General features: G+C 49.8%; 12 protein-coding genes and 2 rRNA genes (1 of these 14 running past the window's edge). 9 read left to right on the plus strand and 5 right to left on the minus strand.

Annotation, left to right across the window (positions count from 1 at the left end):
- Positions 1 to 193 precede the first annotated feature (193 nt).
- From DESTI_RS13755 to DESTI_RS13775, 5 genes are all read left to right on the plus strand, one after another.
- Positions 194 to 1,258: a histone deacetylase family protein gene (locus DESTI_RS13755; RefSeq protein ID WP_014810581.1), complete on the plus strand. Its 1,065-nt coding sequence runs from the start codon at positions 194 to 196 to the stop codon at positions 1,256 to 1,258.
- A 94-nt stretch (positions 1,259 to 1,352) separates the two neighbouring features.
- Positions 1,353 to 2,330 carry a tRNA pseudouridine(55) synthase TruB gene (truB, locus tag DESTI_RS13760; RefSeq protein ID WP_014810582.1) on the plus strand — a complete coding sequence of 326 codons (978 nt, stop codon included), beginning with the start codon at positions 1,353 to 1,355 and terminating at the stop codon, positions 2,328 to 2,330.
- Positions 2,331 to 2,481: 151 nt separating this feature from the next.
- Entirely contained in the window at positions 2,482 to 3,357 is an 876-nt protein-coding gene (locus tag DESTI_RS28900) for a type 1 glutamine amidotransferase (RefSeq protein ID WP_014810583.1), read from the plus strand.
- Between the two features lie 17 nt (positions 3,358 to 3,374).
- The gene (locus DESTI_RS13770) at positions 3,375 to 3,803 is read left to right on the plus strand and encodes a PaaI family thioesterase (protein ID WP_014810584.1); all 429 of its coding nucleotides are present in this window, start codon (positions 3,375 to 3,377) and stop codon (positions 3,801 to 3,803) included.
- A gap of 9 nt (positions 3,804 to 3,812) precedes the next feature.
- Complete coding sequence (locus DESTI_RS13775) at positions 3,813 to 5,264, plus strand: sigma-54-dependent transcriptional regulator (RefSeq protein WP_014810585.1); 1,452 nt, start codon at positions 3,813 to 3,815, stop codon at positions 5,262 to 5,264.
- Positions 5,265 to 5,515: 251 nt separating this feature from the next.
- Here DESTI_RS13775 and DESTI_RS13780 read toward each other — a convergent pair whose 3' ends face one another.
- A complete protein-coding gene (locus tag DESTI_RS13780) occupies positions 5,516 to 6,031 on the minus strand; it encodes a GNAT family N-acetyltransferase (RefSeq protein WP_014810586.1) in 516 nt (171 codons plus the stop codon).
- A gap of 10 nt (positions 6,032 to 6,041) precedes the next feature.
- Positions 6,042 to 6,731, minus strand: coding sequence for a lipid-binding SYLF domain-containing protein (locus DESTI_RS13785; protein WP_014810587.1), 690 nt, complete (start codon positions 6,729 to 6,731; stop codon positions 6,042 to 6,044).
- 421 nt (positions 6,732 to 7,152) lie between these two features.
- Here DESTI_RS13785 and DESTI_RS13795 point away from each other — a divergent pair, with 421 nt between their 5' ends.
- The 4 genes from DESTI_RS13795 (at position 7,153) to DESTI_RS13810 (ending at position 12,602) form a co-directional block, all read left to right on the plus strand.
- Positions 7,153 to 8,136 (plus strand): TAXI family TRAP transporter solute-binding subunit, encoded by a 984-nt coding sequence (locus DESTI_RS13795; RefSeq protein ID WP_014810588.1) that lies wholly within the window; start codon positions 7,153 to 7,155, stop codon positions 8,134 to 8,136.
- Positions 8,137 to 8,363: 227 nt separating this feature from the next.
- Entirely contained in the window at positions 8,364 to 10,325 is a 1,962-nt protein-coding gene (locus DESTI_RS13800; protein WP_014810589.1) for a TRAP transporter permease, read from the plus strand.
- Between the two features lie 216 nt (positions 10,326 to 10,541).
- Positions 10,542 to 11,030 (plus strand): response regulator, encoded by a 489-nt coding sequence (locus DESTI_RS13805; protein ID WP_014810590.1) that lies wholly within the window; start codon positions 10,542 to 10,544, stop codon positions 11,028 to 11,030.
- Positions 11,031 to 11,093: 63 nt separating this feature from the next.
- Positions 11,094 to 12,602 (plus strand): AAA family ATPase, encoded by a 1,509-nt coding sequence (locus tag DESTI_RS13810; protein ID WP_014810591.1) that lies wholly within the window; start codon positions 11,094 to 11,096, stop codon positions 12,600 to 12,602.
- Positions 12,603 to 12,614: 12 nt separating this feature from the next.
- Here DESTI_RS13810 and DESTI_RS13815 read toward each other — a convergent pair whose 3' ends face one another.
- The 3 genes from DESTI_RS13815 to DESTI_RS13825 form a co-directional block, all read right to left on the minus strand.
- The gene (locus DESTI_RS13815) at positions 12,615 to 13,082 is read right to left on the minus strand and encodes a hypothetical protein (RefSeq protein ID WP_014810592.1); all 468 of its coding nucleotides are present in this window, start codon (positions 13,080 to 13,082) and stop codon (positions 12,615 to 12,617) included.
- Positions 13,083 to 13,293: 211 nt separating this feature from the next.
- A 5S ribosomal RNA gene (rrf, locus tag DESTI_RS13820) occupies positions 13,294 to 13,410 on the minus strand.
- Between the two features lie 97 nt (positions 13,411 to 13,507).
- Positions 13,508 to 13,726, minus strand: a 23S ribosomal RNA gene (locus tag DESTI_RS13825) (it continues 2,779 nt past the right edge of the window).

Here is a 13,726-nt window from a genome sequence, read left to right on the forward strand (position 1 = left end):
CCACACGCCTATGACGGGATTGCGCGCAGTCACAAAGATACTCGACATAGAAAATGATGAAAAGTAATTTCTCTATTTGCGCATGTTAGCGCTGGAACAGATAGTTAAGTATCGTCAAAATAATTGACTAGAACTGGCCGAAATGGTAAATTTTTTTATACTCGCTATGAATTCTCACAAGAAGGCAACTTACATGAAGCCTACCGGAATTGTCAGAGACGGGGTTTACCTTTTGCATGATATGGGTGAGTACCATCCGGAATGCCCTGAAAGACTGGAAGTCATCTACAATATGATCGACCAACTTGAATCCGAGTTGAATTTTGTCGAGATTCCCAACCGAGAGGCTTCTTTGGAAGAGATTGCGACCAATCACGATCCGCGTTATGTCAATCAGATTGTTACCACAGCGGGGCGGTCGAATACTTTCCTGGATCCCGATACCTGTACGTGTGCACATTCCTGGGAAGCCGCATCAAAAGCGGTTGGCGGACTCTTCAACCTTGTTGATGCAGTGATAGAAGGTCGCGTGAGAAACGGCTTTGCCTTCATACGGCCCCCGGGACATCATGCAGAGCGACGTAGAGCTATGGGATTCTGTCTGTTCAACAACATCGCTCTGGCGGCTCGATACGCGATTTCCAGGCATAAGTTGAGCAGAGTTGCAATTATTGACTGGGACCTGCATCACGGCAACGGAACCCAGAATGCCTTCTATGAAGAAGAAGAGGTACTATTCATCTCTGTTCATCAATACCCTCATTATCCCGGCACGGGAGGGATTCGAGAAGTAGGACAAGGCCGGGGAGAAGGACATACGATAAACATCCCACTCGCAGCCGGAGCTGGAGATGACGAATATCTGACGGTTTTCCACCTGTTGATCGCCCCTGTATTGGAGATGTACAAACCCGAACTTATCCTGGTCTCTGCAGGATTCGACGCACATGAACGGGACCCTCTCGGTGGTATGGCTGTTACGGAAAAAGGGTATTCGCAGATGCTGCAGATACTCATGCATCTCGCGGAACTCTATAGTTCGGGAAGATTGATTCTGACTCTGGAAGGCGGTTACAATTTGACCGCATTGACGAATTCGGTCAAGGAAATCATGGGTCTCCTGTGCTCGTACAATTGCGATATCGACATGGTGCCTTTTCAGCCTTCTCCGGAAAAGCTGAATGGTACATTCAAAGCTCGACTGAGAGATGTCCTGGCAATGCACAAGAAATACTGGCCCAATCTATCTGAATTGTGAGCCGCTCAATTCTCCTCTTTCTATTCGAGTCTATTCGGTTTACGGTACCTCCCAGGGATAGGGTTGTCCTATCCACGTTTCACCCGGATTTCGGATGTCGGCCCATGTTGACGCTCGGAATCTTCGGCCAAATATCGTTCGCGAGGCTGCACGTTTGCACGGAATATTGTTGGTAGACAAACCTGAAGGAATCACGTCCAACGACGTGGTCAGAGTCATAAAACGTAAGGTCAAACCTGCGAAAGTGGGGCATTCGGGGACACTCGATCCCGCTGCAACAGGACTGCTGGTTATCTTGATCGGGGTCGCGACACGCACCCTGGACCATCTGAATGAAACGCGCAAATGCTACCACATGGTGGTGAAGCTCGGAGAAGAAACGGATTCCGCGGATAAAGACGGTCGGGTCATTCGTACGTCAGATCCATCTCATCTGACTCTAAACGACATTGAGAGGGCCCTGATACCGTACAGGGGAGTCATAGACCAAATTCCACCACATTTCTCCGCGATCAAGAAAGAAGGGGTTCCCATCTACAAGTTAGCGAGAAAAGGGATTTTTCCGCAACTCGCTCCCCGAAAAGTGGAAATAATGTCTCTGGTGGCAGGGACTTGGAATTGCCCGTTTCTCGAACTGGAGCTCACCTGTTCCAAAGGAACCTACGCGCGTTCGCTTGCCAGGGATATAGGAAACGATCTAAAGGTGGGGGCGAGACTGGAACGGCTGAGAAGGACCGAAAGCGGGTCCTTCCATGTGAATCAGGCTGTGACTTTGGATGAAATTTCTGAAGCAGGTCCGGATCTGATTCGAGAGAGACTCATCGGGGTATCTGATTCCCTCTCTCATATTCCTGACATACGTATGCTCCCGGGAGAAATGAACCGCCTCATGAGAGGAGCGCCGATTCTCGTGCAAAAATCGCGATTTGTTCCAGCATCGAACCAACAGAGACTCTTCAAAGTAGTTTCGGCAAGCGGAGGCTTGCTGATATTGGTAAATCCGGAACCGCAGGGTCAGGAAATAGCTTTGAGACCGGTGAGAGTGTTCAACATGTTAGGCACCGATCTTTAATGTTCTACATTTGTTATGTATTTAAGACAAATACTTATCACTAATAGATTATAACTCATTTTGAGTTCATAACTATTGATATTTATAAGATTCTTTTCTATAATTTTAATGTTTTGGGAAAGCATCATTTTTTGTTTGAAAGGCGTTGTTCATGAATCTGAATCGATGTTTTTTCTTTTTCGCGTTAGCCGCGATACTTTCTATTGCTATTACGCCTTGTGAAAGTGCGAAAACAAAACGTTCAGAAAAGCTCAAGCCCAAACTCATATCCACCACCCCGGAGCCCACAACAGGCACATGGATCGTCGTCAATCTCTTCAGCGGAAGAACGTCCAGACAGGCGGAAAAAGTGAGAGACATTCTTGCAGGGCTTGGCGCCGAGGGTACAGGCATCGTGCTCCCGTACAGAGAGATCACAGTCAAGGACATGAAGGCGCGGCGTCCCTCATTCCTTGCCTTGAGCCCCAACGGAGTGCCGTGGTGTAAATACGATCCCACGGAACTCGATAATTTCCTCAAGGCCTTGAAGACTATCGTCGAGGAATTGGAAATACCGGTTATCGGAATCTGTGGCGGGCATCAGGCACTTGCTCTGGCATTCGGAGGCAAAGTCGGCCCGATCAACGGCAGTGAAGACGATTGCATCCCTTACAAGAAGAACCCCACGGAGAAGGGACGTCACAACATTTTCGTTGTGGCCGACGATCCATTATTCCAAGGAATGGGAAAAACGCTCAACCTGGTGCAAAACCATTATGACGAAGTAAAAAAGCTTCCTCCGGGATTCGTTCGACTTGCAGAAAACGATCTCTGCCGTCATCAAATAATTAAGCATCCGACAAAACCGGCCTACGGAGTTCAGGCCCATACGGAGTACTATCTGAAGAATCGTCCTGACGGCGGATTACTCCTCAAAAATTTTTTGAAAATTGCCACGACACACAATAAGATCTCCCGACCGGAACTGGTTACCCCTCAAGACCAGCAGTCAAAGGAACGTGATCACGACCGCCGTTTAGCCCGATAAGTTCCCCAGGTGAAAATATGTCGAAAGATAAGCACCGTAAGCTGAGAAACGAGGACCCTATCGCCTTTGCTCGAGAAGTGGTCGGAGGCGATCCTTTCGCAAAGCTCCTCGGAATTTCCATTGATGAAGTGAGAGATTCTTACGCGCGAGTGAGTCTGACGATTCAAGAGTCTTACTGCAATGCAGAGGATCGCACTCATGGAGCCGTCCTTTTTGCGCTCGCAGATCAGGCCTTTGCTGTGGCGGCTAATGCACGAGGCATTAAATCATTCGCATTGGAGATCAAAATCAACTATTTTCAGGCAACTGTCGTTGGGGATTGTGTGAGTGCCGAGGCCACACCCATTGATATCCGAAACCGGGTAAGTCTTTGGAATGTGGATCTCACCAATCAGAACGGCGATAAAGTTGCATCGGCCCAGGGCATGGCCTATCATTTCGTTTGAGAGCTTTTCATGATTCAGCCTTCCGGCACAGGCCACGTGCTTGTCATTGAAGACGATCCCTTCAACGGGCCGTTTACGCAACAACTGCTCGTTTCCGCCGGTTTTGAGGCGTATCTCGTCGGATCGGCAGAGGAGGGGATAGAGTTCCTCGACCGCTCCGGGGATAACTGCCCTGACATGATACTCCTGGATGTAAACCTTCCTGGAATGGATGGACTTGAAACCGTAACGAAACTCAAAGCACACCCTGAATATCAGTACATACCGGTGATCATCTTCACGGTTCACGATACCCTGGATTACAAGATTCAGGGGTTAAACAGTGGTGGTGACGATTACCTCATTAAGCCGTACGAACCCGATGAGCTTATTGCCCGGGTGAATGCCATGCTCCGCATACGGCGGCTCTATTGCAGTCTGCGGGACGAGCGGCAAACGAATCGTCGTCTCTCCGAGACAATGGACGCGAACCAGCGTCTCAGCCATCTGCTGGGGCATTCGCCGCGCATGAAAAGCATAGCCGAGCTCATTCAGGATATTTCCACCAGCGATTCTCATGTACTCATTCAAGGTGAATCAGGAACAGGTAAGGAAGTTATCGCTCGTGCGATTCACGAAGAAAGTCTCCGAAAAAAAGGGCCCTTTATCGTAATAAACTGCGCTGCATATCCTGAAACATTGCTTCATTCAGAACTTTTCGGGCACGAGAAGGGTTCATTCACCGGCGCTATTCGTCGAAAACAGGGGCGCTTCGAGCAAGCGGACGGAGGTACCATTTTCCTGGACGAAATTGGAGAAGTGAGTCTTCCCACACAGGTAATTCTTCTTCGCGTGATTCAGGAGCGTCAGTTCGAGCGTGTTGGTGGGGAGGAAACCCTCTCTACGAATGCAAGAATCATCGCAGCCACAAACCGGAATCTTAAACAGGCAATGACGGAAGGCATCTTCCGTGAGGACCTGTACTGGCGGCTCAATGTGATTTCCATAGGAGTGCCGCCCCTCAGGGAGAGGAAAGAAGATATTCCGCAACTGGTTACAAACTTCCTGGATCGCTACAACGTCCGGCTGGGAAAAAACGTCAGGAGCTTTTCTCAGGAAGCGATGGACATAGTGTTTCGCCACAACTGGCCGGGAAACGTGCGTGAGCTGGAAAATGTGGTCGAAAGATCAATGGTCCTTGCCAAGACCGATATCATCGTTCCCGGAGATCTCCCTGCCGAATTACGCGGACAGGACAACCCGGCAATCCCTGCCCATGTTCAGGCGGATCTGGATAGCGTAGAACGCGACTATATCAAATCGATTCTCGAAAAGTGCAATTGGAACAAGTACAAGGCCGCCAAGATTATGGGAATCAGTCGCAGCACTTTATACAGCAAGATTCGGAAGCATGATCTTGACCTCGGTGCGTCTGAAACTGGAGACAAGACGCCTGGTTCATTGAGATCGAGCAGAGCATAAAGAATAATAGCGAAAGATTGGGGGTAATTAGCATTGGATTTTGCGTCATGCAGCAGTTGCTGCAAAAAGATTTCCGAAAACGAAGTCTACACCTGGGAAGGTAAGCGTATGTGTGAATATTGTGCTATGCAAGCTGGTTTATATCCTTTGGGGCATACCGGTGCACGCAGAGACAAAATCTCCGAAAAAGGAAGATGTCTCACTGTGCCGAAACCTGATGAGAACTAATTGCCCATACTTGAGGAGCCTCATTACAGCTTATCTCGAAAATTCAGCTCGAACTTCTGTTCGGTAATGTGCGATCCCCACTGGTCCACTTCGGATTCTTCCGTCAATCGAAATCCGGCTTCTTCGTAAAGCTTTCGAGCTGCCTCGAGTCCTCGGAACGTCCATAGAAATACCTTCTCGTATCCAGCGTTTCTGCAGAATTGGATTGCAGCACCTATGAGTTCCCGACCGATCCCTCTCCCCTGGAATTCGGGTTCGATGATGAACCATCGCAAACGAGCCCCTTCCGTGCTGCCAAGAGAACCGTCAATTGCAATGGAACCGGCGAAACTTCCTTGGCAAAAAGCGGTCCAGAATCCGTCTCTGTCAGGAACAAAATCGGTCAAGAATAGCGAAAGCTCGCGTCCCACCTGGGTCTCGAAGGTAATATCGAATCCCCAGTGTTCGTGGTAATACACCGCGTGAAGCTCGGTAATTTTGCCGATTGCTCCCGGGAAATAGCCGTTCAACTGTAATTGTCGTGTTGTCTGAGGTTGCATAATAGCCTCGCTATGAAGCGTTCTTGTTCAAGAAACGGATGAGCTCCGACGCAGCAGGAGAAACCGTGCCCTTGCCTCTGAAGAAAATATCTATTACAGAAACATCCGATCCATAATACGCTTCATTGGATTCCCAATCCGACTCTATCACGCTCCCCTTGATGGATACTCCGGCGAAAAGGCCTTTTGCCCTCGAATAGGACAGTATCCCGGCAGAAAAGTCCACGTCGGTACCGGCTGACGCATCTCTGCCAACCGGTCCTGCCGCAATGGAAGCGTCTGCTCCTATGGTGATCTTATCCTTGAAGAGACTTTTGAGACTGATATCATTCATGATGAGCAGGATCAAATCCGTCGATTGCACTCCGATCTGCCAGCCGAAGCTTCCTCCGATCAACCTGATGAATGCAGGAGGTCCCCATTTTCCTGTACTTGGATCTTTCCGGAGAACTACCCCTCTTCCGTAATGCCCGCCAATTCCCAGGCCGGCTTTAATGAGCGAAGGGAACACGATTATGCCACGGCTTCGTTTCAGTAAGTCAACAGGAATGCCTGCATCAGGAGCAGTTACGGTCTCTTTGAGGACTTGTGTTGCACTGGACAGACGTTCTTCCAATTCCATGGGAGGCAGACACAAAGCCAGGTTCGGAAACAAACTCACCGCTCCCAGGAGAATGACCGCCAACGCGCTCTTTCGCATAATTAACCTCCGGCCGATCCGGCAAAATGAGTTATACATTCGATATTCGTGTACGGCAAGCCGGAGTGCTCATAAGCTCTATGACAAGAGCCGGAAAATCTAACTCGGAGCGGATTCCGAACAGCATTCTTGAGCCGAATTGTCGAGTTAGCTTCAAGCCTTATCGTCCTTACAGATCATTTACAGTTACGCTGAGATTGTCTGTCGGAGCTACCTTATTGGTAATTCGTCTTTGAAAAGATAAGGAATTCTTTTCTCTTGCGAGAAGAATTCTGGTAAATTGACGCCAAAAGCCGCGAGCGATGCCGGGAGTCAGGAACTGCTTGGCGGCTCTTGCAACAAAGGGCCTCACTAGAACAGCTATGTTTTTCGGATAATGCGGGGGAGGCAATCAGGATCACAACAGTCAGAGGAGGTTTTCATGAGAAAAGGATTCCTGGGATTTACTTTGGCCGTGCTTTCCGTGGTGCTCGTTTGTTCCGTGGGATTTGCTCAATCTAAGGCAGACTGGCCGAAATCCGTGACCGTTGGAGCGGCACCCGTTGGAGGCACGTACTTCATCTGGGCCGGAGGATTCACAAAACTGCTCAATGACAAAATGGGAATTCCCGGCAATGTGGAATCAACCGGCGGACCGGTGCACAATGTGCAATTGATTGAAGGTAAGAAGCTCGACTTCGGAATGGTCACCAATGGTCCCGCTGCAGAAGGATGGAGTGGTGAAGGATGGGCCAAAGGTAAGAAATATCAGAATCAGCGCGCTATTTTTCCCATGTATACCACCTACTTCCAGATGTATTCGCTCGCTAATACCGGTATCAAGAGTATCATGGATCTGAACGGCAAGAGTGTCGGTGTCGGTCCCGTAGGAGGAACCCCTGCAACATACTGGCCGAAAATTCTTGAAACGGCCGGAGTGAAGGCGAAACGCATCGTCAATGCAAGCTCCGCGGATCTCAATGCACAGCTCAAGGACGGAATGCTCGACTCCAACGGTCAATCCGTCGGTCTTCCCTGGGCAACTATCACTGAAGTTGAAACTCTGCATGAAGCAAACGTTTATGGTGTCCCTAAAGATGTCGCCGACAAGTTCATTGCCAAACATCCCTATTTTGCCATAGGAGCTATGCCGAAAGGCACTTACAAGAGTAATAAGGACCATGATATTGACACGTTAACCCTGTGGAATTTTATGGTTGTTCACAAAGATGCTCCCGATGATTTTGTCTATGAGGTAGTCAAGAAAACCTTTGAGAATGTAGATATACTGGTCGCAGCCCATAAATCTGCAACGGAAGTGAAGCCGGAAAACGTCATTTATAGCCCCGTTCCTCTTCACCCCGGAGCTGTGAGGTATTACCAGGAGAAAGGTATCAAAATACCCGAAAACCTGCTTCCCAAATAAGGAATAGGGATTGAGTCGGCGTTTCATTGTTCGACACTGGTTTCACCGTAAAGCGAAGCAACTCGGATTTCGCTAACATTTTTCGCCGATCGACACGTGCCCAGCGGTGAAAGGACCGAGCTTGGTAACGGACCGCACTTCGCCGGCCTGGGCACGTTTTCGTTTCAACAACGTCCGATGCGCCTCCAAAAGGACGTGGGATACGAGAACAGAGAAGGGATTTGTACATGGCTGAGCAGTTTGCCCCGGTCGACATCAAAGACGTCGAGAAGAAGCTAGAGGAGATGCGCATCCAGGACTTGGAAGTGTCCGGCGGACGACCGCTGAAAAGACCTTTCGCCATTGCAGTGGCCATTATCGGACTATTCACAAGCCTTTTTCACATCTATGTCCTGACGATTCATCCAATTGATCCTTGGTATTTTAGGACACTTCACGTTGTTCTGGGTGGAATTCTTCTTTTTTCGGTTGTTCCGGCAGTTCGCGGATGGGGCAAAGATCAACCGCACCTGGTTGATTACATTTGTATGCTGATGCTTATTGCTCCCGCGGTTTACATTTTCAGCGTCTTTGACGAATGGATTTACCGCGTCGGGGTCGTTCCGACGGAATGGGACTTCTTCTTCTCTGTTCTGTTCGTCATTGCCGTATGGGAAATGGCCAGAAGAACTGCCGGGTTGCCGCTCGCCATACTGACTATCCTTTTCATTCTTTACGGCCACTTTGGCAACTACTTGCCCGGCCTGTTCTACCATAAAGGTTATGACTGGGACCGCGAGATGACGTATCTGTTCAGTCTGGACGGCATTCTCAGTTTGCCCATTCAGGCTTCTGCACATTACATATTTCTCTTCGTTCTTTTTGGAGCTTTTGTAGACGCATCCGGAGCCGGAAGATTCTTTGTGGATTTTGCCAGATGTATAGCCGGGCGTGCGCGAGGAGGTCCCGCAAAAGTATCTATTGTCTCCAGCGCCTTGATCGGAACAGCCTCCGGGTCATCAGTGGCGAATGTTGTGGTCGACGGTGTCTTCAATATTCCTCTCATGAAAGCTTCCGGATTTCGGGGTACCGTTGCCGGAGCTATCGAAGCAATGAACTCCAGTGGTGGCCAGATCGTTCCACCAGTCATGGGAGCCGGCGCTTTCCTTATGGCGGAAATCCTTCACATGCCCTATTCGGAAATCTGCTTGGCCGCCCTGATTCCTGCAATGCTGTACTACACATCTGCCTATTGGATGATAGACTTTTATGCCGCGCGAGCCGGATTGCGAGGCATGAACCGGGATGAAATGCCTGTATTTCGCCAGATCATGATGGACAAGGGCTATTTACTCATTCCTCTAATTGTGCTTTTGGTTAGCCTCATGGGATTCGGCTGGTCGCCCTATCGTGCTGCTTTGCTTGGCATTATTACCCTGATCGTCGCGAGTTGGGTTCGTAAAGAGACTCGCATGGGATTTGCTTCCATTATCAAGACCCTCTCCGATGGCGCTAGGGGAGCCATAGAAATCATTGCCACTTGCGCCGCCGCCGGTATTATTGTCGGTGTTTTGACGCAAACCGGATTGGGTCAGAAATTTGCGATGATTATTTTCAGCTATTCCCAAGGGAGTTTGCTGATCGCATTGCTCTTTACTGCGCTCGTTGCGGCGATACTGGGCATGGGAATGCCAACCACTGCAGCATATGCGATTGCGGCATCGGTTCTGGCACCGGCCCTGACTAAAGACTTTGGCATTACTCCCATTGCAGCGCATTTGTTCATCTTCTACTTTGCTTGCCTCTCGGCTTTGACGCCTCCTGTGGCTCTCGCAGCCTTCGCGGCAGCCGCGATTGCCAATGCACGCCCGTGGGACGTGGGCTGGCAGGCTATGCGCTTTGCCATTGCCGGATTCATCATCCCCTTTATGTTCATTTACGGTCCCGCAATGGTGTTAATAGGTTCAACTTTCGACATCGCAACTGCTGTAGTGACGGGTCTACTGGGTACCACCGCTTTGGCCTCGGCTATTCAGGGATGGATGTTGACACGGGTGGAGGGCATCCAAAGAGTTGTGCTCCTTGTGGCGGCTTTAGCCCTGATCAAACCGGGATGGATAACGGATCTCGTTGGTTTCGGTCTATTGCTTATCATTTTCGTCTATCAGATGATATCGGTCAGGAAAGAACGGACTGTTACCGCAAACTAGGCAACAGGAGAGTGATTGGCAGAGACAGGACTGAACCGCTCTTAGGGATGATATGTCAGTTCCGCGGTATTCAAGAATTTCGTCAGAGAGCAAACTGACGCCCCCAGGGGAATCTTCTTTGAACACGGCCGATATTGCAGACTGAAAACAGAGTATGATAGTTTTTTCACTTCTCTTTTGTGCGTTGATATGGCACTCGGAATATGGAGACAGTAGATGGAAGACACGAAGATACTCGAAGGTAAGAATATTCTTGCCGTCGATGACGAACCTGACGTATTGGAAGTTATCGAAGAAGCACTCTTCGACAGCAATTTAACCACAGCCTTGGACTTTGAAAGCGCAAGAAAGCTGATCGAGAAAGAATCTTACGATCTGGTCATACTTGACATCATGGGAGTGAACGGATTTCAATTACTCGAGTTGTGCTCGGAACGCGGATTGTCTGCAGCAATGCTTACCGCACGGGCAACGGATATTCGCAGCCTGAATCGCTCCTTGAAACTCGGCGCGGTATCATTTCTTCCCAAGGAGGAAATGGGTTCTCTCCGTGAGCTCACGGCCGAGATTCTGCATGAACTCGAACAGGGCAGATCCCATTGGCAGAAGCTGTTCCATCGTCTCGGACCGTTGTTTAAGGAGAAATTCGGCATCGTGTGGGAAGATCTCGAAAAACCGCCACGGCCGAGAATTCCCTGGGACTGAGCTTGGGCTTGCGTTCACGATCGAAAGCTAGAAAGAATTTGATTCTACGTTCAGAGGAGAACAATGGCTGAGAAAGAAAACCATGGTCTGAAGTCAATCCTCAAAGGAATGGTGGTTGCCAAGACCTCTCTTCTCTATCTCGTAACGGATGAGGATCGGCGGGTCGAAGGAGAGATCAAGGCTCTCGCGTCGGCGTTCAAACCTCCCTTGCGAACGTATGTGTGGTCCTGTACCACAGGAATTACGCTGGATGATGAAAGCGTGCTCCCCAGTCCAGCGCTCATGGACGCTCTTGACTGGTTCATGGATATCAATGAGACAGCGTTTCTGGTACTCAATGACATCCACGTGTTCCTTAAGGATAATCCACCAGTAATAAGAAAGCTGAAGGATGTCGCAAAGAGAATCGAAAACACGTACAAGACTGTTTTTCTCATCTCCTCGGCGCTCGACATTCCCCCAGAAATCCAGAGCGACATTGTATTGGTTGATGTTCCCCTTCCCGCTCCGGAAGAAATCGAGAAAATACTGCACGGTATCATCGCAAGAGAAAAGCACCGGGACAATCTCAAAGAGGCAGTCACGGACGACATTCGGGATCTGTTCGTAAAAGCCGGAGCCGGTCTTACAAGCCAGCAGGTCCAGCAGGCATTCCGTAAGGTTCTTACCGGAAAGCGCGCCATAAACTCACAGGATATGGACCTCCTCTTTGAGGAGAAGCGACAGATCGTTCGGAAAAGCGGACTTCTGGAACTTTTTACCCAGCCTATGGAATTCGACCATCTCGGTGGTTTCGGCAATCTGAAGCGATGGCTCATCATGCGCCAGGACATCTTCTCCAAACGCGCCAGAGAGTATGGCCTCCACTTTCCCAAAGGCGTACTCATGATGGGCATCAGCGGTTGTGGCAAGAGTCTCTGTGTGAAGGCAATTGCCGCGTTCTGGAAATTGCCGCTCCTGAGACTGGATATGGGCAGAGTTTACGACGGCATTCAGGGTAGCCCTGAAGAATGCTTGAGAAAAGTCATCAAGACTGCTGAGGCATCAGCTCCCTGCGTATTGTGGATAGATGAAATCGAAGCGGGAATTGCCAATGCGAGCCAAAAGAGTCTCGGTGGATCTGCATCCCGCGTTTTGGCTACCTTTCTCACGTGGATGCAGGAGAAACTGTCACCAGTATTCATCGGGGCCACCGCCAACAATATTGAGCTATTGCCGCCTGAAATACTGCGAAAAGGCCGATTCGACGAGTTATTTTACGTAGAATTGCCCGGAGATAACGAGCGGATGGAGATCATCCGCATTCATCTAGCGAAAAGAAATGTGCCGCTCAATCTTTTTGATTTCACTCCTCTAGTAAAAGTAACGGAAGGCTTCAACGGAGCTGAAATCGAACAAGGAGTGGTTGGGGCACTTTTCAGGGCATTCAGCGACAACAGAACCATCAACCAAAACGATCTCTATATCGCTTTGGAAAGCATCGTTCCCCTTTCCACCACCATGAAAGAAGAGATCAAGAAGCTGGAACGCTGGGCGTTCAATCGCGCGCTGAGAGCAGGAGACTCAAAGTAAGACTTATCTGAATCAGGCTGAGCTTTTCTTATTGCACACGAGCACCTTGCGGCCGTCCTTGAAGATGACCTGCATCCGTTCTGCACCCACGATATCCACAACTCTTCCAATCCCGAATACCGGATGTTCGATGAATTCTCCGGGAGCGAACGATTCGGTAACGCGATACGTTCTGGGAGCACGGTCAGGAGACATCTCTCGCATGATTGTCTGCCATTCACCGGCTGCTCTGGCGGCCGACGTACGGACAGATGCGGCAGCTTTGTCAACACTTCGCGCGATCTTTACATGGCCGCGCTCCGTTTTTTCCGGTTTAGTGCCTTTCGGCGGATAATATTTGTGGTCCCCGCCACATGTCAGACAATGCACTCTTTGTATGTTGCTCCCCACCACAGCGATAACTCTGTGATTGAGATTCATCCTGCATCTGGTGCACCATGCCTCAACGTCATCGCCGGGACCGATAGAACCGCGGCCCATGTATCCTCCACCTATTTTTGCTTTGCTTACTGTCATTTCTGAAAGTTGGTCCGAACTTGCTTGTCGAAGGCGCGCACATAAACGTACGCTCGTTCCCTGAGGGACGTCCTAGATTACCAATCGGTCCTGGTATGTCAAGTTGAACGGCTTCTTTTGTGAACCGAGGTACAATGAAAAACCCCGCCCTGCTAAGGACGGGGTCTGTATGATATCCCGGCGACGACCTACTCTCCCACGCGGTCACCCACGCAGTACCATCAGCGCTGGAGGGCTTAACTGCTGTGTTCGGAATGGGAACAGGTGTTTCCCCTCCGCCATAGCCACCGGGAAGCTGATAACATATGTAAAAGTGCGTGAAGGGCGATAGACCCTTCGTCTAAGACAATCAAATAGGATGATCGAGGAAAAGCGCATATATTTTGGTGGTAATCAAGCCGCACGACCTATTAGTATCGGTAAGCTCCATGCATTACTGCACTTCCACATCCGACCTATCAACCTCGTAATCTTCGAGGGGTCTTTAGGGGCCGAAGCCCGGGATATCTAATCTTGAGGTCGACTTCCCGCTTAGATGCTTTCAGCGGTTATCCGATCCGGACGTAGCTACCCGGCTATGCCGCTGGCGCGACAACCGGAACACCAGG

This window comes from Desulfomonile tiedjei DSM 6799 (genome assembly GCF_000266945.1).
GTDB classification, from domain to species: Bacteria; Desulfobacterota; Desulfomonilia; order Desulfomonilales; family Desulfomonilaceae; genus Desulfomonile; species Desulfomonile tiedjei.

Bases quoted from the DNA above. Each gene is read 5' to 3' on its own strand.
- truB (WP_014810582.1), top strand. From the start codon at position 1,353: ATGTCGGCCCATGTTGACGCTCGGAATCTTCGGCCAAATATCGTTCGC.
- DESTI_RS13775 (WP_014810585.1), top strand. From the start codon at position 3,813: ATGATTCAGCCTTCCGGCACAGGCCACGTGCTTGTCATTGAAGACGAT.
- DESTI_RS13805 (WP_014810590.1), top strand. From the start codon at position 10,542: ATGGAAGACACGAAGATACTCGAAGGTAAGAATATTCTTGCCGTCGAT.
- DESTI_RS13770 (WP_014810584.1), top strand. From the start codon at position 3,375: ATGTCGAAAGATAAGCACCGTAAGCTGAGAAACGAGGACCCTATCGCC.
- DESTI_RS13800 (WP_014810589.1), top strand. From the start codon at position 8,364: ATGGCTGAGCAGTTTGCCCCGGTCGACATCAAAGACGTCGAGAAGAAG.
- DESTI_RS28900 (WP_014810583.1), top strand. From the start codon at position 2,482: ATGAATCTGAATCGATGTTTTTTCTTTTTCGCGTTAGCCGCGATACTT.
- DESTI_RS13780 (WP_014810586.1), bottom strand. From the start codon at position 6,031: ATGCAACCTCAGACAACACGACAATTACAGTTGAACGGCTATTTCCCG.
- DESTI_RS13795 (WP_014810588.1), top strand. From the start codon at position 7,153: ATGAGAAAAGGATTCCTGGGATTTACTTTGGCCGTGCTTTCCGTGGTG.
- DESTI_RS13815 (WP_014810592.1), bottom strand. From the start codon at position 13,082: ATGGGCCGCGGTTCTATCGGTCCCGGCGATGACGTTGAGGCATGGTGC.
- DESTI_RS13810 (WP_014810591.1), top strand. From the start codon at position 11,094: ATGGCTGAGAAAGAAAACCATGGTCTGAAGTCAATCCTCAAAGGAATG.
- DESTI_RS13785 (WP_014810587.1), bottom strand. From the start codon at position 6,731: ATGCGAAAGAGCGCGTTGGCGGTCATTCTCCTGGGAGCGGTGAGTTTG.
- DESTI_RS13755 (WP_014810581.1), top strand. From the start codon at position 194: ATGAAGCCTACCGGAATTGTCAGAGACGGGGTTTACCTTTTGCATGAT.